Source organism: Serratia sp. TSO36, assembly GCF_057808395.1.
The window spans coordinates 249,959-267,407 of record NZ_JBJZOU010000015.1 but is presented as its reverse complement, the minus strand read 5'-3'; the positions used below and the strand labels follow the sequence as shown (position 1 = coordinate 267,407).

Here is a 17,449-nt window from a genome sequence, read left to right as displayed (position 1 = left end):
AATAATCCGTGGTGTCGCTTTTTTTCCTGATTACCCGGGGCGAACCCTTAAGCGGGGTATCCGCTTTCGCCCAAGCTCCATTAGCGGTAATCGCGCCAGCCTTCCGTGCTGAACGCCGCCGGCTTAATCCCTGTTTCTACAGTGGTTTATCTCGGACGGTGGTATTTTACAGGTATTTCGTAAGGTTTAAGAGAGGGTTTACAGTTTTTTTAAAACCATTCAACCGGAACGGTAGTTGAAAAAGCGATCAAATGAAGTGATTTCGATCGCTTTACCTGCAGCTGACGCCGACGGCCATGCCAGATTGCGAGTCAGATCACGCAATGCGGGCTAAATACTGACCTGCTGCGCCAGGCGGCGAATGATGGCGGCGGTCAGCCCCCAGATAAACTGGCTGTGATACCAGGAGAGATAAATGCGGTGCGTGCGGCCGGCGCGGTGAATATCCAGCGGGTAGTAACGCGACAGGGTCAATGCTTCCCGCAGGGGCATCTCGAACACGTCCGCCACTTCGCCCTCGTTGGCGCGGAACTGCACGTCCGGCGGGATCAGGCCGACGATAGGCGTGACCTGAAATCCGGTGCTGCTGTCGAGCGGCGCCATTTGGCCGAGGACGGTCACCGCGTGCGGCGGTATCGCCACTTCTTCCTGCGCTTCCCGCAGCGCCGTGACGATCGCCGATCCATCTTCGGCGTCGGTCTTGCCTCCGGGGAAGGCCACCTGGCCGGCATGTTTGCGCAGCGAGTCAGCGCGGCGGGTCAACAGCAGCGTCGGCTCGGCGCGGCAGACGATCGGGATAAGCACCGCCGCCGGGCGCACATTGTGCGAGATCTGCGCCGCCTGCGGCAGCTGCAATTGAAAACGGCTGATAAAGGCGTGCAGCGAGGCCGGTGAGTTCGATGGGATCACGACGGGGCATACTCCCCAAGCTGCGGCAGAATACGGCCAACCTTGTCGAAGGTCTCCTGGTATTCCGCCTGCTCCTGGCTGTCCGCCACGATGCCGCCGCCGGCGGAGCAGTGGATGCGGCCGTTTTCGGTGACGAGCGTGCGGATGGTGATGTTGGTATCCATGGTGCCGCAGGCGCTCAGGTAACCGATGCTGCCGCAATAGGCGTTGCGCCGCTGCGGCTCCAGCTCTTCGATGATTTCCATCGCGCGCACCTTGGGCGCGCCGGTGATCGAACCGCCGGGGAAGCAGGCGCGCAGCAGCTCGGTGGCCGAGGCCTGCTCCGGCAGGGTGGCGGTAATGGTGCTCACCAGGTGGTGCACGGCGGGGAACGGCTCCACGACGAACAGTTCCGGCACCCGTACGCTGCCGGGCTGGGCGACGCGGCCGATATCGTTGCGCAGCAGATCGACGATCATCAGATTTTCAGCGCGATCCTTGGGCGAATCGGCCAAGCGGCGCGCCTGTGCGGCGTCCTGTTCCGCGTCCGCCAGCCGCGGCAGCGTGCCCTTGATCGGGCGGGTTTGGATGCGCTGCTGCGCCAGCCACAGGAAGCGCTCGGGAGAGACGCTCAGCACGCTGTTGTGCGGCAGCCGCAGGAAAGCGGAGAACGGCGCGCGGTTGCAGGCGCTCAGTCGGCAAAACGCCTGCCATTCATCCCCCTGATAGTCGGCGGAGAACCGCTGCGCCAGATTAATCTGGTAACAGTCGCCGCTGCGCAGGTAGTGCTGAATACGTTGGAACTTCTCGCCGTATTGCCGGCGGCTCATATTGGCACGCCAGCCGCTTAGCAGCGTGAAGGGGCGCTCCGTCGGCGCGGTTTGGCTAGTAAGCCAGCGCCAGCGCTGCTCCACATCGCCATAGCTGAGCAGCGTCAGGGTTTGCAATTGGTGGTCGGCGATCAATGCCCAGTCATAAATGCCCACCGCCATGTCCGGCAGAGCGAGGTCGGCTTCAGCCAACTGCGGCAAGGTTTCCACCCGGCGCCCGAGATCGTAGCCGAACAGCCCCAGGGCGCCGCCCTGAAACGGCAGATCCGGGTTAAACGCCGGCTGCCAGCCTTGCGCCGCCAGCTGCTGCTGTAGCAGGGAGAACGGATCTTCCTGAGACTCAATGGTGACGCCGTCACTTTCGATTGTCGTGCCGGCGCCCTGGGTGGTGAGCGTAACGCGCGGCTGTGCGACCAGGATATCGAAGCGGTTATGCGAATGGTCGGCGAAGCCAGAATGCAGCAGCATCGCCCAGGGCTGTGCTGAAAGCGGGGCGAAAAGCGTCATCAGGGCACTGCGGCTGTAGGGCAACGATTTTATGTTTGGGGCGGTTACGCTCATGAACGTCAATAAACCTGGCTGTGAGGGCGGCGATATCTGGCGGCTAGTGTGCCATAGACGGTCATGTCATGCATGTTTTGCCATGCGCGGCATGCAGCACAGTTCACATAAACGGCAGTTCAATAAACCTGAAATAAGGCATTTTTTGCGCCATTGATTATACTTCGATATGTTAAAAATTTAACGTCAAATGCACTGGAAGCCTATTTATCGCGGGCGCAAGGCTCGAAAAATATAAAAAAAGATTCGTTAATTTCATAAATTTATTATTTCTGCTTGTTATTAGATGCGGAGCGGCGTGGTTTTGCCTGATTTTAGCCAGCGTCGCCGCCCTTTGGAATTAATGGGTTAATTACTCAGCGCTTTCTGGCGCTGGTTTGAATAAAGAAAAGCAGGTTCGGTTCCATTAGCCGCTGCGGGAATTTGCAGGCGTCACGCTATTTCAGCGTGCGCTGAACCCTATGCGTCTTTTAGAAAAGTAAAATTATTATTTTGTTACATTATCATTAAAGAGCTGCCTATGTCGTTAATGCTGAGCGTGATCGTCCCGATGCACAATGCGGGGGAATTATTGGAGCCTTTCCTGGCCTCGCTGCTGGCCCAGCGTGAGCAGCGGTTGGAGGTGATCATCGTTAACGATGGTTCCACCGACGGTTCGGGGGAGATCGCACACCGTTACGCGGCGGCGCATCCGCATATTCGTGTGATCGATCAAGCCAATGCCGGTGTTTCTAACGCGCGCAATGCCGGGCTCGCCGTTGCCCGAGGCAAATATGTGGCGTTTCCCGATGCCGACGATGTGCTGGCGCCGGACATGTATTCCACGCTGCTGGAACAGGCGGAACAACACCAATTAGACGTGATGCAATGCAATGGCGAACGCTATTTCACCAGCCAGGATGAATTGCAGCCGATTTTTCCCGAGGCGCGTTTGCGCACCACCGACGTTATCACCGGCGTACAGTGGTTTGAACGTGCGCTGAAATCGCGAAAGTTTATTCACGTTGTATGGCTGGCAATATATCGCCTCGACTTTATTCGCCAGCATCGGCTTTATTTCGAGCCGGGATTGCATCACCAGGATATTCCCTGGACAACGGAAGTCATGTTTAATGCCAAACGGGTCAAATATTTAAGCACGCCGCTGTACCGTCAACGGGTGCACGACAAATCGATCAGCAACCGCCGTCGCACCGGTCAGGCGAACGTGGATTATCAACGCCACTATATGAAAATCGTCGAGATGCTGGAGCGGCTCAACCGGCGCTATGCCGGCACTGTCGCCATTCGTCCGGCTTTCCATTGGCAAATCACCCGCGAAGCGCTGGGCATTTGCCACAGCATTCGTCGTGAACCGGATCCGGCAGCCCAGAGTCAGATCACCGAAGAGTTCTATCAGCGCGGCATCGACAGAGCGATGTTCGCCAATGCGCGCGGCTTGAAACAGGGGTGGCATGTCATGCTGTGGCGGCATCGGCTGAAGCAGTGGCGCAGCGATAACGGCTGCTCGCAACCGGCCTGAGCCACAAGACGTTGGGATCCGCCGCGTTAGCGCGTATACTCCTTCTCCCTTTTGCCGGAGAAAACGACACATGCATGCAGGTATGCCATTACTGAGTCACGCGGAGCAGCAGGAAGCGGCGGATCGCATCCATCAACTGATGGAGCAGGGCATGAGCAGCGGTGAAGCCATTGCTCGCGTTGCGCAGGAAATTCGCGAGAAGCATCAGGGCGCTCAGGTTGCGGTACTGTTCGATGACGATGATGAAGACGAGCAGCATGAGGCCGCCCCGGAGGCGTCGCGGAATGACGATGCTGAAGAAGACGAAGACTATTGACGTTATCGGGGCCGCGCAAGCGGCCCCGTGAGTATCAGCCGTTGACCGCCACGGCGGCAGCGGCTTGTTTCGCTTGCTCCACCGCCTGTTCCGTCGTGTCCGCCGTCGCCAGCGCCACGCCCAGGCGACGCTGCCCGGCGATCTCCGGTTTGCCGAACAGGCGCAGCTGGCTGTGCCCGCGCAGCGCGTGTCCCAGGCCGCTGAAGCGCACATCGCTGCTGGTCAGCTGGGGCAGGATCACCGCCGAAGCGGAAGGGCCGAACTGGCGGATGGCGCCAATCGGCAATCCGAGAAACGCGCGAACGTGCAGGGCGAACTCTGACAGATCCTGTGAGATCAACGTGACCATGCCGGTATCGTGCGGCCGCGGAGACACCTCGCTGAAGATCACGTCGTCACCACAGACGAACAGCTCCACGCCGAACAGGCCGAAACCGCCCAGGGCCTTCACCACCTTCTCCGCGATAGCCTGAGCACGGCTCAACGCCGTGGTTGACATGCGCTGCGGCTGCCAGGATTCGCGATAGTCCCCATCCTCCTGACGATGGCCGATCGGCGCGCAGAAATGTACGCCGTCCACGGCGCTGATGGTCAACAACGTAATTTCAAAATCAAATCTTACCAGCCCTTCGACGATCACCCGGCCGCCGCCGGCGCGGCCGCCCTGTTGGGCGTAATCCCAGGCGCTTTGCAGCTGTTCAGGCGTGCGGATCAGGCTTTGTCCTTTGCCGGAAGAACTCATCACCGGTTTGACGATGCACGGGTAGCCGATGTGCTCGACCGCCTGCCGGAAAGTCGCCTCGCTGTCGGCAAAGCGGTAGCTGGAGGTGGGCAGGCCAAGCTCTTCCGCCGCCAGACGGCGGATGCCTTCACGGTTCATGGTCAGGCGCGTGGCTTCGGCGCAGGGCACCACGCGGTGGCCCTGGCGTTCAAGCTCGACCAGCATGGCGGTGGCGATCGCTTCGATTTCGGGAACGATATAGTCCGGCCGCTCTTGTTCGATAACGGCTTTCAGCGCGTCACCGTCCAGCATATTGATGACGTGACTGCGGTGCGCCACGTGCATGGCGGGGGCGTCGGGATAGCGATCGACGGCGATCACTTCCAGGCCGAGGCGCTGGCATTCAATGGCGACTTCTTTGCCCAGCTCCCCGGAGCCGAGCAACATAACGCGGGTGGCGGAAGGGCGCAGGGCGGTTCCAATCGTTAACATAGTTTCGTACCTGGATCGGTGAAAGTAAGCGGATTGATGATCGGCGGGCAGTATATACGAAAACGATTGCGTGCGCAGCCGCTGCGCCAAGTTTGTTGCTAACTTGCTGTTTTTATAACAAGCAGAAATATTTGCCCTGCATGGGCGATTATGCGTTAATAACCGACGACGAAAGAAGACCCACATATCGCATGGTTTTCGCGTCTCGTGCCGTCAAGGCAGGTTTATCAAGTAAAGGAAACACAAATGAGCAAGATCACTGGTCACGTTAAATGGTTCAACGAAAGCAAAGGTTTCGGCTTCATCACGCCTGCCGACGGTTCTAAAGACGTTTTCGTTCATTTTTCCGCTATCGTTAGCGATGGTTTCAAGACCCTGGCTGAAGGCCAGCAGGTTGAGTTCTCCATCCAGGACAGCCAACGTGGCCCTGCCGCAGCCAACGTCGTCGCCATTTAACGACGGAGCCGTCAAGAAACCCGCCGCCGGCGGGTTTTTTTATGCCCGCTGCCCGTAACGCCGCCCATCTCTGTTATCATTTGCCGCTGATTCGGCGCCAACCTGCGGGCGCGCCGCCATTCCATTCGTCATATAAGAGTTATCGCCGTGAGCACAGTTTCTTTTTCTTCCCTGCCGCTGCCAGCCGAACAGTTGGCCAACCTCAACGAACTGGGGTACGCCAAAATGACGCCGGTGCAGGCCGCCGCGTTGCCCGCCATTCTGCAAGGGCGGGACGTGCGCGCCAAGGCGAAAACCGGCAGCGGCAAAACGGCGGCGTTCGGCATTGGTCTGCTGAATAATATCGTCGTCGCTCAGGTCGCCACGCAGGCGCTGGTGCTCTGCCCCACCCGCGAATTGGCCGATCAGGTGAGCAAAGAGTTGCGTCGCCTGGCGCGTTTCACGCAAAACATCAAAATCCTGACGCTGTGCGGTGGCCAACCGATGGGGCCGCAGCTCGATTCGCTGGTGCACGCGCCGCACATCGTGGTGGGGACGCCGGGGCGCATTCAGGAGCATCTGCGCAAGAAAACGCTGCTGCTGGACGAACTGAAGGTGCTGGTGCTGGATGAGGCCGACCGCATGCTGGACATGGGCTTCGCCGACGATATCGACGATGTGATCAGCTACACGCCGCAGCAGCGTCAGACGCTGCTGTTTTCCGCCACCTATCCGGCGGGTATCGAACGCATCAGCGAACGCGTTCAGCGCCAGCCGCTGAGCGTCGAAGTGGGCGATGACGAAGCGCAGACCGCCATCGAACAACGCTTCTATGAGACCACGCGCGATCAGCGCCCGGCGCTGCTGGTGTCGGCCATTCGTTATCATCAACCTGCGTCCTGCGTGGTGTTCTGCAATACCAAACGCGATTGTCAGACGGTGCTTGAGGCCCTGGAGGCCCGCGGCATCAGCGCATTGGCGCTGCATGGCGATCTGGAGCAGCGCGATCGCGACCAGGTGTTGGTGCGCTTCGCCAACCGCAGTTGCCGGGTGCTGGTGGCGACCGACGTTGCCGCTCGCGGGCTGGACATCAAAGAGCTGGAGCTGGTGGTTAACTACGAACTGGCGTTCGATCCCGAAGTGCACGTGCACCGTATTGGCCGTACCGGCCGCGCCGGCATGAGCGGGCTGGCGATCAGCCTGTGCACGCCGCAGGAGATGGCGCGGGCGCATGCGATTGAAGACTACCTGCAGATGGCCGTCGATTGGGCGCCGGTGTCCGAGCTGAGCGGGGCGGCTAACGGCTCGCTGGAGGCGGAGATGGTAACGCTGTGCATCGACGGCGGCCGCAAGGCGAAGATCCGCCCCGGCGATATCCTCGGCGCGCTGACCGGCGATGCCGGGCTGACGGCGGCGGAAGTGGGCAAGATCGACATGTTCCCGGTGCACGCCTACGTCGCGATCCGTAAAGCCAGCGCGCGCAAGGCGCTGCAACAGTTGCAACAGGGCAAAATCAAAGGCAAGAGCTGCAAGGTGCGGCTGCTGAAATAAGCCGAAGGCGGGCGGCGGTTTGCCTTCCTGCCGTTATCTATTTATACTGTATATAACTACAGTTATTTGAGTATTTGAGGACGCACGCATGGCGGTTGAAGTTAAATATGTGGTGGTGAGAAACGGTGAGGAAAAAATGACTTTCGCGAGCAAGAAAGAAGCCGACGCCTACGACAAAATGCTGGATTTGGCGGATAACCTCGGAGAGTGGTTGCAACAGGCGCCGCTGAACCTGGATGACGAACAGCGCGAAGGGCTGAGCTTCTTCCTGGCGGAGAATAAGGATGCGCTGGGGCTGATCCTGCGCGGCGCATCACCGGCGGAAACCGGCAAGAAACCGACGGAAGCGAAAGCGAAAAAAGCGGTCTCTAACTCAAAAGAGGGATCTGCGTCAGAAAAGCAAGCGGCATAATGGCTTATGTTGCGGTGTTGTGATGAAAAAGGATCTAAAATGAGCCGTGAAATAACTTTCTTCAGCCGCTTTGAGCAAGACATTCTGGCGGGGCGCAAAACCATCACCATTCGGGATGCCAGTGAGTCGCACTTCGAACCGGGCGAGGTATTGCGCGTAAGCCGCAATGAAGACGGCGTATTTTTCTGCTTTATCGAAGTGCTGTCGGTAACGCCGGTGCGCCTGGATGCGCTGACCGAACGCCATGCACAGCAGGAGAACATGTCGCTCGGCGAACTGAAGCAGGTGATCAAGGAAATCTATCCGGGTCTGGATGCGCTGTTTGTCATCGAGTTCGTCAAACGGTAACCCTTTACCGAAACCCTGTTGTGAGCCAGGGATGGGCGCCCGGATAGCGCTAATCACAACGGGAGGAGACATGAAAAAAACGGCTTTGGCTATCGCCTTGTTGGCCATGATGGGAGCATCGACTGCGGTGTGGGCGCAGGTTCAAGAGCAACGCAGCGCCAAGGTGGGGCAGTGTGCGGGGCTGCAGCCGGCGGATATCGCCGCCCAGGTCAAGCGCGACTTCTTGCAGAACCGCATCACGCGCTGGGAGGCGGACAAAAAACTGCTGGGCACCGCAACGCCGATCGCCTGGGTCAGCCCGGATGCCATCACCGGCAAGGATCAGGTGTGGCAGGTGCCGCTGACGGTGCGCGGCACCAAGGCGGATAAAACCTACAACGTGACGCTCAACTGCAACACCGGCGAGATCGCCTACAGCGCGCCGCAGTAATCGTTTTCCGCAATAAAAAGCCCGCCTGGCGGCGGGCTTGATGCATCAAGAGGCGGTCAGTCGCTAAACGGGATCACCAACTCACCCGGCTTCACTTCCAATCCCTTCGCCAGTTTTTTCGCCAGCGCTTCGGTTTTGCTGTTGTCAGGATTCAGCACATAAGCCGGCTTTTGGTCGAAGTAAGACTTCAGCGACTGATTCAGATATGGCGTCAGCGCTTTCATCACCGTCTGCATTTTTTCCGGCTGCACGCTGTAATCGGTCAGTTCCATGTCTTTCAGGTAAATGGCGCCCTGTGCACGGTCGTAAACCGGCTGCGCTTTCAGCGTCAGCTTCAGATCCGCCGCCTGCGGGCCGAGAATCGACGTGATATTGACCTTGGCATCGCCGGAAAGGGTGACCTTGCCCGGCTCGCTGCGGCCAATCTGGCTTTGCAACTGCGTCAGTACGATGTTGGCGTCCACCAGGCCGGGCACGCCGATCTGCTTCTGATAGTCGTTGTGTTTCTGCAGGTAATCATTCACTTCCTGCTCGCTCAGGGTGTACTGGGTCAGTTGATTGCAACCGGCCAATACGCCGGCGAACAGCAGGGCGGCTGCGCCCATCAGGATCTTCTTCATTAATGCCTCATTGCGACTGCTGGCGAAAAGTGCTGCAGATAATTGATTAATCATTATAAACGTTCCGCCTGCGCCTGAAAACGGCAGGCGGCGATGTGCAGGGGATAGTGCGCGCAAAAGTGGGCGACACCTATCGGATAACGCCGAAAGCGTCAACGCCGCAATCGCAGCGCCAAGAGCGCCACGCCGGCCAGGCAGGCCGCGCCCCCCAACAGCGGGAACAGCGGAATGCCCCACAGCCGCAGCGAAGAATGCATCAGATAAGGCGCCAGGCCCAGGGCAAAAGCGGCGGTGACGATAGCGATGGCCAGGGTGACGGCGGCGCGCTCCAGCGCTTTGCTCAACTGACCGAGGTTCCTGACGTTGATATCGGCATTGAGCTGCCCGCGTTTCAGACGGCGAACCAATAGCCGCAGGGTTTGCGGCAGTTCTTCTCCAGCGTCGAGCGCTTCCCCGCCCAGAGCCAACAGCCGCTGGCGCACGGCGTCCGGGGCATAGCGTTGCAGCACCGTTTGTTGCAGCATCGGTTTGAGCGTGGCGACGATGTCGAAGGCCGGATCCAATCGGTGCAGCACGCCGTCGGCGGTGATTAACGCCTTGAACAGCAGCACCAGATCGGGCGGCAGCGCCAGTTGGTGCTCACGCGCCATCACCAGCAGGTCGGTCAGGGCCTTGCCCAAGGTCAGAGTGGTGGCGGCCTGTTTGTCGAGAAAGTTTTGCGCCGCCAGCTCCAGATCCATCAAATCCAGCGGTTCGCTGTCCGACCAGGCGATCAGCGTGTTGACGATGCCTTCGGACTGACGATCGGCGATGGCCTGCAGCAGCAGGAGCAACTGGTTGCGCCGCCGCTCGGACAGCTGGCCCACCATGCCGAAGTCGATAAAGCCGACGCGGTCACCGCTCAGCGCCATGACGTTGCCGGGGTGAGGGTCGGCGTGATACAGCCGATGCTCCAGTACCATGCTCATAAAGGCGCGGGCGCCGCGTTGCGCCAGCAGCGGGCCGTCAAAGCCCGCCGCCGCCAGCTGCTGAGGGTTTTCCGGCGCGGTGCCGGGCAGGTATTCCTGCACTAACAGGCGCGGGGAAGACCATTGCCAATAGATTTTGGGAACGACGACGTCAGGTTGATGGGCGAACATCCCGGCGACGCGGTCGCAGTTATGCCCTTCGTGGGTCAAATCCAGTTCATGATTGAGCGCCGTCGCCAGCGCTCGGACCATCTGCCGCGGCCGATAGCGCGCCAGCGCGGGGCTCTGCTGCTCTACGGTTTCCGCCAGCGAGGCCAGCAGCCGCAAATCGGCGTGGATGGTTTTCGCCAGACCGGGCCGCAGCACTTTCACCACCACCTGTTCGCCGCTGTGCAGGCGTGCGCGGTAGATTTGCGCCATCGACGCCGCCGCCAGCGGCGTGCGATCGAATTCGGCGAACAGCCGCTCGGGTTCGCCGCCCAGGTCGGCAACGATCTGTGGCGCCAGCGTTTCCCATGGCAACACCGCCGCCCGGCTGTGCAGGCGATCCAGTTCGTCGGTCCAGGCCGGATCCAGCAGGTCGGAACGCGTGGCCAGGATCTGGCCGAATTTGACAAAGGTAGGCCCCAGCGCCTCGAGCGCTTCGCGCAGCCGCTCAGGCAGGGTTTGGGCGTCCTGTTGAGCGGATCCAGCGCGGGCGCCGTGCAACAAGGCTCCCAGGCCCAGCAGACGCAGAACGTCTTGCAGACCGTAACGAATCAGAACGGAGGTTATTTCCTTCAGCCGCGCCCGATCGCGAGCGGTGGCGAGCACCATTTTCAGCATCAGTACGCCATATCCTTTTGGTTGCTCAAACGTTATTGTTCCATATCCAGCAGCAACGGCACCTCGCTGCGCTGCGCCATGCGGTTGCGGTAGGCTTCCACGTTATCCGGCAGCGCAACCCCGGCGACGATCGACAATGAGCGCAGCAGCGGGAACAGGTGAATATCGTCCTCGGACAGTTCGCCGTTCACCGCGTCGGCGGAGACGATCAGCGGCGACAGCGCTTGCAGATCGGCTTCCAACTGGGCGATCAGATCGGCGCTATTGGCGAGATGCTCGGCGAAATCCCCGATTGACGCCTGCTTTTTATCGATAAAGTAACGGCGGGCGCTGTCGGTGGCAAACTCTTCGAAATCGGCATGCGCAATTCGCGGCAACAACAATTTCGCGCTGTAACCGCCGACCTGCTGCAGCCACTCGGCGATGGCCGGGTTGGTGCGGCCGGTCAGTACCGGCTTGCCGTCCAGAGCATCGACATAGCGCACGATATCCAGGCTTTCCGGCATCGCTTCACCGTTGTCTTTGACCAAGATAGGCACCATTTTTTGGCCGATCAGGTTAAACGGAGTCGTTTCATCGTCGTTGAGCAACGTGACCAGGCGAATCGGCAGACGTTTCAGGCCGAAAATCATGCGGGCTTTCACGCAGAATGGGCAATGATCGTAAATAAACAGTTTCATGCTTGCTCCGGGTTGTCAGGTTTTAACAGCAATAGTTACCACAGCTTATCGAGGCTGTCTTGACGTGCGTGTGTTGGATGGTGCGTTATTGCGAAATTGCCCGCGCATCGGCGCGGGCCAGGGGGCGTTATTTCTTGGCCGGTACTGAGTTGAGCACATCGATCAGGTGAATGCGAGCTTCATCCAGATCGATTCGGTCACGTTCGTTGGCGGCGGTGACGACCTGCAGCTGTTTGATAATATCGTTTTTCAGGCCGGCGTCGCTGGCGAGGATATGGGCCAGCGCCTTCTCCACCAGGGTGGCGCGCGCATAAATCATGCGCAAGTTCAGTATCATATGTTCGAGTAGTTGCGGTAATTTTGCTTCTTCACTCATGCCGACGGGCTCCTGTGGGTGTTTTTACTAACAGGATAGCAGCTGTTGCCGATTCGGCCGGATTTCTATGGCGTCAACCGCGGCGCAGCATCATCGACGCGCTGCGCCGCGGGCTGAACTGCCAGTACAGCGCCAGCAGCGTAGCGAAGCCTACTGCACCAAGCAGCAACCAGGGCAGCTCCGGCATGTTCATCGTCCGGCCGGTATCGTACATCCAGCCGCCGCCGGTATAACCCAACGCGCCGCCCAGCGCCAGGCCGAGGCGGCTGAAGCCCATATAGCTGCCGCGCGCACGCGGATCGGCCAGCGAAGCGCTCAGCGTTTCGCGCGCCGGTTCGGCGATGATCGATCCCAGATAGAAGCAGCAGATCAGCGTGAATACACCCTGCAAGCTGGTGGCGAGACCGATCGGCAGCAGGCTGAGTGTCATCAGCAACAGGCCCGCCATCAGGCGCTGCTCTAGCCGGAAGTGTTTTTCTCCCCAACGCGCCAGCGGATAGAGCAGCGATAGCGACAGCGCCGCTTCAATCGCATACATCCATTTCACCGCCGCCGGTGAACCGGCGATTTCGTTGACCACGATCGGCATCATCAGCATCACCTGCACCGCCAACATGTAATAACCGGTCAGCGTCAGGACATAGGTGAGGAAGCGGCGATCGCGCAGGACCCGCAACATGCCTTCCTTCATCGGTATGCGCACGGTAGAGATGCGATAAGCCGGCAGTAGCCAGGCGTTCCAGCCGGCGGCCAGCACGAAGATCGCCGCCCCAACCCAGCAGACAAAGTGAAAGTCGTACTGCAGCAGCCAACTGCCGATCAGCGCGCCGACCACCGCTCCGGCGCTGTCCTGCATCATCAGCAGCGAGAAAAAACGGCCGCGTTCGTGTGGGTGGGTCAGCTTGATCACCAAAGCGGTGCGCGGCGGATCGAATAACGTGCCGCCGAGGGCGGAAAGCGCACAGGAGAACCACAGGATCCAGGGGGCATCGGCCATCGCCATGGTGGCGAAACCGGCGGCGCGCAGCAACATGCCGGTGACGATCATCGGCTTGGCGCCGAAGCGATCGGCGATGGCGCCGCCAAAGATGCCGAGCCCTTGTTGCAACAGCTGCCGCAAACCCAGCGCGATGCCGACGATCAGCGCCGCCCATCCTAATTGATCGACAAAGCGGATCGAAATAAGCGGAAAAACGACAAAGAAGCCTAAAACCACCAGCAGATTATCGAGCAACAGAAAATATTTACCCAAGCTGCGTGCTTGCGACACCAGAGACATGCTTCACCATGAGCAATTAAAGAAAGAGGGGGAACAACGCTTCCATTCTCTACCCAATTCCCCTACGGCGACAGGGGGCGTGTAGATAATATTTTTTTATCGTCAAGGTGTTACCTGTGCTGCAAAATGGGCGGAAAAACGCCGTAAAACGCGTATTCGGCGATTTACTGAGCGACCGGGATTTTACCTCGGGGGCGGGCTACGGTTATATTGAATGCGGGGAAGTGCGGTTCTGAGGCGCTATTGGCAAAATAAAGTCATGGCATCAGGTCGGCGCCGGATAATTATCCACGCGGCTTCCCAATAAATACTTCTTATCGAACCGTTTTGACTGCGGGGGAAATGATGTTCGGCTATCGCTCTGCATCGCCAAAAGTACGTCTTACAACCGACCGGATGGTGGTCCGTTTAGTGAATGAACGGGATGCCTACCGTCTGGCGGATTATTATGCCGAGAACCGAGCCTTTCTCAAACCCTGGGAGCCGGTGCGCGACGAAAGCCACTGTTATCCTTCCGGCTGGCAGGCGCGTCTGGGCATGATCACCGAAATGCAAAAGCAGGGCAGCGCCTACTATTTTATCCTGCTCGATCCAGAAGAGCAGGAAGTGCGCGGCGTGGCGAACTTCAGCAACGTGCTGCGCGGCTCGTTTCATGCCTGTTTCCTCGGCTATTCGCTGGGGGAAAAGTGGCAGGGGCAAGGGCTGATGTTCGAAGCCTTGCAGTCCGCCATCCGCTATATGCTGCGCCAACAGCGCATGCACCGCATCATGGCCAACTATATGCCACACAACCAGCGCAGCGGCGCATTGCTGACGCGTCTGGGATTCGAACGCGAAGGTTACGCCAAGGATTACCTGCTGATCGACGGCCAGTGGCAAGACCACGTTTTGACGGCATACACCAATAAAGAGTGGCTACCCCCACGTTGAGGCCAAACGATGAAATATGAATTGAACGCCAGAGAGGCCCGGGTTATCGGCTGTCTGTTGGAAAAACAGGTCACGACACCGGATCAATACCCGCTTTCGCTGAATGCCATTACGCTGGCATGCAACCAAAAAACCAACCGCGAACCGGTGATGGACCTGAGCGAAAGCGAAGTGCAGCAACTGCTCGATCTGTTGCTGCGCAAACATTTCCTGCGCACCCTCAGCGGGTTCGGCAATCGGGTGGTGAAGTACGAACAGCGGTTTTGCAACTCCGAGTTCGGCCAGCTGAAACTCTCGCCTGCCGAACTGGCGGTGATCGCCACCTTGCTGTTGCGCGGCGCGCAAACGCCGGGCGAGTTGCGCACCCGCACCAATCGGATGCACGAGTTCAGCGATGTCAGCGAGGTCGAACAGGTGCTGCAGCAACTGGCCACGCGCGAAGATGGCCCGTTCGTGGTGCGCCTGGCGCGTGAGCCGGGCAAGCGCGAAAGCCGGTTCATGCATCTGTTCAGCGGCCAGATTGATGAAGCGCCGCCGGCGGCGTTCGACGCTGAGGACGACGGCGAACTGAGCGCCAGAGTCAGCGCATTGGAAAGCGAAGTGGCGGAGCTGAAACGGCAGTTGCAACAGCTGTTGGCGAGGGATGCGAATGACTAAATTGCGTGTAGGCGTGGTGGGGTTGGGCAGTATCGCACAGAAGGCGTATCTGCCAATCCTCGGCCAGGCGGCGGATTGGACGCTGGTGGGCGGTTTTTCGCCCAATCAGCAAAAAGCGCAGCCGCTGTGCGACAGCTACCGCATGGCCTGTTTCTCCCGTCTGGACAGCCTGACCGAACAGTGCGACGCGGTCTTTGTTCACAGCAGCACCGCCAGCCATTTTTCGGTGATAGGCGAGCTGCTGAACCGCGGCGTGCACGTTTACGTCGATAAACCGCTGGCGGAGACGCTGGAGCAGGGCGAGCAGCTGCTTGAGCAGGCCGAGCGGCGAGGCAAAACGCTGATGGTGGGGTTCAACCGCCGTTTCGCGCCGCTTTACCGGCAGCTCAAACAGCGAATGAACCAGCCTGCCTCCATTCGCATGGATAAACATCGGGCGGACAGCGTCGGCCCGCACGATCTGCGTTTTACCCTGTTGGATGATTACCTGCACGTGGTGGACACTGCGCTGTGGCTGGCGGGCGGACGGGAGCAACTGCTGAGCGGCAGCCTGCGCGCCAACGCCGCCGGTGAAATGCTGTACGCCGAGCATCACTTCGCCTGCGGCGACACCCAGGTGACGACCAGTATGCATCGCCGCGGCGGCAGCCAGCGCGAAAGCGTGCAGGCGGTGACCGACGGCGCGCTGTATCAGTTGACCGATATGCGCCACTGGCTGCGTGAAGATGCGCAGGGCGAGTTGGAGCAGCCGGTGCCGGGCTGGCAAAGCACGCTGGTGCAACGCGGCTTCGACGGTGCGGTGCGGCATTTCCTTGATGCCGTCGCCAATCAGAGCGCGCCGGAAACCGGCGGCGAACAGGCGCTGGCCGCCCAGCGGGTGGTCGAGCGTTTGCTGCGGGATAACTCTATGTAACATATGGCGGTAGCTATTCTTTTCCGGATGCGTAAACTGAGCCGATTGTTTCACTGACGCCTGCTGTTGCAGGCGTTGATATTTACGGTACCTATCAGACAACCACATGAACCTACTCAAAGCCTTGGCTGCCGTCAGCTCGATGACGATGTTTTCGCGGGTGTTGGGCTTTGCCCGCGATGCGATCGTCGCGCGCGTGTTCGGGGCCGGCATGGCAACGGACGCCTTTTTCGTGGCGTTCAAACTCCCGAATCTGTTACGCCGTATCTTTGCCGAAGGGGCGTTTTCTCAGGCCTTCGTGCCGATCCTGGCCGAATACAAGAGCCAGCAGGGTGAAGAGGCGACGCGCACTTTTATTGCCTACGTCTCCGGGCTGCTGACGCTGGTGCTGGCGGTGGTGACGGTGCTGGGGATGCTGGCCGCGCCCTGGGTTATTTACATTACTGCGCCGGGCTTTACCGATACGCCCGACAAGTTTGCCCTGACGTCGACGCTGCTGCGCATCACCTTCCCCTATATTCTGTTGATCTCACTGGCGTCGCTGGTGGGGGCGATCCTCAATACCTGGAACCGCTTCTCGATCCCGGCTTTTGCGCCAACGCTGCTTAACGTCAGCATGATCGGTTTCGCGCTGTTCGCCGCTCCGTATTTCAACCCGCCGGTGCTGGCGCTGGCCTGGGCGGTGGTGGTGGGCGGCGTGCTGCAGCTGGGTTATCAGCTGCCGCATCTGCGCAAGATAGGCATGCTGGTGCTGCCGCGCCTCAAGCTGGGCGATGCCGGCGTCTGGCGGGTGATGCGCCAGATGGGGCCGGCGATCCTCGGGGTGTCGGTCAGCCAAATCTCGCTGATCATCAACACCATTTTCGCTTCGTTCCTGGTGTCCGGCTCGGTGTCCTGGATGTACTACGCCGACCGCCTGATGGAGTTTCCTTCCGGCGTGCTGGGCGTGGCCTTGGGCACCATCCTGCTGCCGTCGCTGGCCAAAAGCTTCTCGAGCGGCAACCACGACGAGTATTCGCGCCTGATGGATTGGGGGCTGCGCCTGTGCTTCCTGCTGGCGTTGCCGAGCGCCATCGCGCTCGGCATTTTGGCCAAGCCATTGACCGTTTCGCTGTTCCAGTACGGCAAGTTCAGCGCCTTTGACGCGGCGATGACGCAACGCGCGCTGGTGGCTTACTCGGTTGGGCTGATGGGGCTGATCGTGGTTAAAGTGCTGGCGCCGGGCTTCTATTCGCGGCAGGACATTAAAACGCCGGTCAAGATCGCCATCATCACGCTGATCATGACGCAGGTGATGAACCTGGCATTTATTGGCCCGTTGAAGCATGCCGGCCTGGCGCTGTCGATCGGTTTGGCGGCCTGTCTGAACGCCTCGTTGCTGTATTGGCAACTGCGCAAACAGAAGATCTTTCAGCCGCAGCCGGGGTGGGCGCTGTTCCTCACCAAGCTGGTGATCGCCGTGCTGGTGATGTCGGCGGTGTTGATTGGCGCGATGTGGCTGATGCCGGCCTGGGATCAGGGCAATATGCTGGAGCGTTTGCTGCGCTTGGCGGCGGTGGTGGTGGCCGGTGTGGTGGCGTACTTTGGCGTGCTGGCCGGGTTGGGCTTCCGCCCGCGCGATTTTGCGCGCCGCGTCGCCTGAGCCGAAGGCAAGAACAAAAAAAGGTCGCCTGGGCGACCTTTTTGCTTTCTGAG

The 17,449-nt window shown here is 59.7% G+C and carries 19 protein-coding genes; 11 read left to right on the top strand and 8 right to left on the bottom strand.

Annotation, left to right across the window (positions count from 1 at the left end; translation table 11 throughout):
- Window positions 1-330: 330 nt before the first annotated feature.
- Window positions 331-909, bottom strand: coding sequence for a CoA pyrophosphatase (locus ACK3CV_RS14710; protein ID WP_033654422.1), 579 nt, complete (start codon window positions 907-909; stop codon window positions 331-333).
- Entirely contained in the window at window positions 906-2,279 is a 1,374-nt protein-coding gene (gene pabB / locus ACK3CV_RS14705) for an aminodeoxychorismate synthase component 1 (RefSeq protein WP_043147905.1), read from the bottom strand. The genes ACK3CV_RS14710 and pabB overlap by 4 nt, the downstream gene beginning before the upstream one ends.
- Window positions 2,280-2,799: 520 nt before the next feature.
- Between pabB and ACK3CV_RS14700 the strand changes: the two genes are divergently transcribed.
- Entirely contained in the window at window positions 2,800-3,801 is a 1,002-nt protein-coding gene (locus tag ACK3CV_RS14700; RefSeq protein WP_033634882.1) for a glycosyltransferase, read from the top strand.
- 70 nt (window positions 3,802-3,871) lie between these two features.
- Window positions 3,872-4,117, top strand: coding sequence for a YoaH family protein (locus tag ACK3CV_RS14695; protein WP_033634881.1), 246 nt, complete (start codon window positions 3,872-3,874; stop codon window positions 4,115-4,117).
- A 34-nt stretch (window positions 4,118-4,151) separates the two neighbouring features.
- Here ACK3CV_RS14695 and purT read toward each other — a convergent pair whose 3' ends face one another.
- The gene (gene purT / locus ACK3CV_RS14690) at window positions 4,152-5,330 is read right to left on the bottom strand and encodes a formate-dependent phosphoribosylglycinamide formyltransferase (RefSeq protein ID WP_164140849.1); all 1,179 of its coding nucleotides are present in this window, start codon (window positions 5,328-5,330) and stop codon (window positions 4,152-4,154) included.
- Window positions 5,331-5,576: 246 nt separating this feature from the next.
- On the opposite strand from purT, the gene cspE reads away from it, so the two are divergent.
- From cspE to yebF, 5 genes are all read left to right on the top strand, one after another.
- Window positions 5,577-5,786: a transcription antiterminator/RNA stability regulator CspE gene (cspE, locus tag ACK3CV_RS14685; protein WP_004927572.1), complete on the top strand. Its 210-nt coding sequence runs from the start codon at window positions 5,577-5,579 to the stop codon at window positions 5,784-5,786.
- Between the two features lie 147 nt (window positions 5,787-5,933).
- Window positions 5,934-7,316, top strand: a complete 1,383-nt coding sequence (gene dbpA / locus ACK3CV_RS14680) for an ATP-dependent RNA helicase DbpA (RefSeq protein WP_164140847.1) — start codon at window positions 5,934-5,936, stop codon at window positions 7,314-7,316.
- Window positions 7,317-7,404: 88 nt separating this feature from the next.
- Window positions 7,405-7,728, top strand: a complete 324-nt coding sequence (locus tag ACK3CV_RS14675) for a YebG family protein (RefSeq protein ID WP_048234311.1) — start codon at window positions 7,405-7,407, stop codon at window positions 7,726-7,728.
- Between the two features lie 39 nt (window positions 7,729-7,767).
- On the top strand, window positions 7,768-8,076 hold the full coding sequence (gene yqfB, locus ACK3CV_RS14670) for a N(4)-acetylcytidine aminohydrolase (RefSeq protein ID WP_004927562.1): 309 nt from the start codon (window positions 7,768-7,770) through the stop codon (window positions 8,074-8,076).
- 70 nt (window positions 8,077-8,146) lie between these two features.
- On the top strand, window positions 8,147-8,506 hold the full coding sequence (yebF, locus tag ACK3CV_RS14665; RefSeq protein ID WP_033634875.1) for a protein YebF: 360 nt from the start codon (window positions 8,147-8,149) through the stop codon (window positions 8,504-8,506).
- Window positions 8,507-8,562: 56 nt separating this feature from the next.
- On the opposite strand, the gene ACK3CV_RS14660 is transcribed toward yebF, so the two are convergent.
- From ACK3CV_RS14660 to mdtH, 5 genes are all read right to left on the bottom strand, one after another.
- Window positions 8,563-9,126: a lipoprotein gene (locus tag ACK3CV_RS14660; RefSeq protein WP_004927555.1), complete on the bottom strand. Its 564-nt coding sequence runs from the start codon at window positions 9,124-9,126 to the stop codon at window positions 8,563-8,565.
- Window positions 9,127-9,278: 152 nt separating this feature from the next.
- Complete coding sequence (locus ACK3CV_RS14655) at window positions 9,279-10,919, bottom strand: ABC1 kinase family protein (RefSeq protein WP_033634873.1); 1,641 nt, start codon at window positions 10,917-10,919, stop codon at window positions 9,279-9,281.
- A gap of 32 nt (window positions 10,920-10,951) precedes the next feature.
- Entirely contained in the window at window positions 10,952-11,599 is a 648-nt protein-coding gene (gene grxB / locus ACK3CV_RS14650; protein ID WP_164097255.1) for a glutaredoxin 2, read from the bottom strand.
- 127 nt (window positions 11,600-11,726) lie between these two features.
- On the bottom strand, window positions 11,727-11,975 hold the full coding sequence (locus ACK3CV_RS14645) for a hypothetical protein (RefSeq protein ID WP_033634870.1): 249 nt from the start codon (window positions 11,973-11,975) through the stop codon (window positions 11,727-11,729).
- Between the two features lie 73 nt (window positions 11,976-12,048).
- On the bottom strand, window positions 12,049-13,254 hold the full coding sequence (gene mdtH / locus ACK3CV_RS14640) for a multidrug efflux MFS transporter MdtH (RefSeq protein WP_164140845.1): 1,206 nt from the start codon (window positions 13,252-13,254) through the stop codon (window positions 12,049-12,051).
- 345 nt (window positions 13,255-13,599) lie between these two features.
- On the opposite strand from mdtH, the gene rimJ reads away from it, so the two are divergent.
- The 4 genes from rimJ (at window position 13,600) to murJ (ending at window position 17,396) form a co-directional block, all read left to right on the top strand.
- Window positions 13,600-14,184, top strand: coding sequence for a ribosomal protein S5-alanine N-acetyltransferase (gene rimJ / locus ACK3CV_RS14635; RefSeq protein ID WP_033638511.1), 585 nt, complete (start codon window positions 13,600-13,602; stop codon window positions 14,182-14,184).
- Between the two features lie 9 nt (window positions 14,185-14,193).
- Window positions 14,194-14,841 (top strand): YceH family protein, encoded by a 648-nt coding sequence (locus tag ACK3CV_RS14630; protein WP_033647660.1) that lies wholly within the window; start codon window positions 14,194-14,196, stop codon window positions 14,839-14,841.
- A complete protein-coding gene (locus ACK3CV_RS14625; RefSeq protein WP_164038964.1) occupies window positions 14,834-15,754 on the top strand; it encodes a Gfo/Idh/MocA family protein in 921 nt (306 codons plus the stop codon). Before ACK3CV_RS14630 ends, ACK3CV_RS14625 begins: the two co-directional genes overlap by 8 nt.
- 106 nt (window positions 15,755-15,860) lie before the next feature.
- Window positions 15,861-17,396 carry a murein biosynthesis integral membrane protein MurJ gene (murJ, locus tag ACK3CV_RS14620; RefSeq protein ID WP_489009869.1) on the top strand — a complete coding sequence of 512 codons (1,536 nt, stop codon included), beginning with the start codon at window positions 15,861-15,863 and terminating at the stop codon, window positions 17,394-17,396.
- The last annotated feature ends 53 nt before the right edge of the window (window positions 17,397-17,449 follow it).

Coding starts and splice junctions, on each gene's coding strand:
- rimJ (WP_033638511.1), top strand. CDS start 13,600: ATGTTCGGCTATCGCTCTGCATCGCCAAAAGTACGTCTTACAACCGAC.
- yqfB (WP_004927562.1), top strand. CDS start 7,768: ATGAGCCGTGAAATAACTTTCTTCAGCCGCTTTGAGCAAGACATTCTG.
- pabB (WP_043147905.1), bottom strand. CDS start 2,279: ATGAGCGTAACCGCCCCAAACATAAAATCGTTGCCCTACAGCCGCAGT.
- mdtH (WP_164140845.1), bottom strand. CDS start 13,254: ATGTCTCTGGTGTCGCAAGCACGCAGCTTGGGTAAATATTTTCTGTTG.
- purT (WP_164140849.1), bottom strand. CDS start 5,330: ATGTTAACGATTGGAACCGCCCTGCGCCCTTCCGCCACCCGCGTTATG.
- ACK3CV_RS14695 (WP_033634881.1), top strand. CDS start 3,872: ATGCATGCAGGTATGCCATTACTGAGTCACGCGGAGCAGCAGGAAGCG.
- ACK3CV_RS14660 (WP_004927555.1), bottom strand. CDS start 9,126: ATGAAGAAGATCCTGATGGGCGCAGCCGCCCTGCTGTTCGCCGGCGTA.
- grxB (WP_164097255.1), bottom strand. CDS start 11,599: ATGAAACTGTTTATTTACGATCATTGCCCATTCTGCGTGAAAGCCCGC.
- ACK3CV_RS14700 (WP_033634882.1), top strand. CDS start 2,800: ATGTCGTTAATGCTGAGCGTGATCGTCCCGATGCACAATGCGGGGGAA.
- ACK3CV_RS14625 (WP_164038964.1), top strand. CDS start 14,834: ATGACTAAATTGCGTGTAGGCGTGGTGGGGTTGGGCAGTATCGCACAG.
- ACK3CV_RS14630 (WP_033647660.1), top strand. CDS start 14,194: ATGAAATATGAATTGAACGCCAGAGAGGCCCGGGTTATCGGCTGTCTG.
- murJ (WP_489009869.1), top strand. CDS start 15,861: ATGAACCTACTCAAAGCCTTGGCTGCCGTCAGCTCGATGACGATGTTT.
- yebF (WP_033634875.1), top strand. CDS start 8,147: ATGAAAAAAACGGCTTTGGCTATCGCCTTGTTGGCCATGATGGGAGCA.
- ACK3CV_RS14645 (WP_033634870.1), bottom strand. CDS start 11,975: ATGAGTGAAGAAGCAAAATTACCGCAACTACTCGAACATATGATACTG.
- ACK3CV_RS14655 (WP_033634873.1), bottom strand. CDS start 10,919: ATGCTGAAAATGGTGCTCGCCACCGCTCGCGATCGGGCGCGGCTGAAG.
- cspE (WP_004927572.1), top strand. CDS start 5,577: ATGAGCAAGATCACTGGTCACGTTAAATGGTTCAACGAAAGCAAAGGT.
- ACK3CV_RS14675 (WP_048234311.1), top strand. CDS start 7,405: ATGGCGGTTGAAGTTAAATATGTGGTGGTGAGAAACGGTGAGGAAAAA.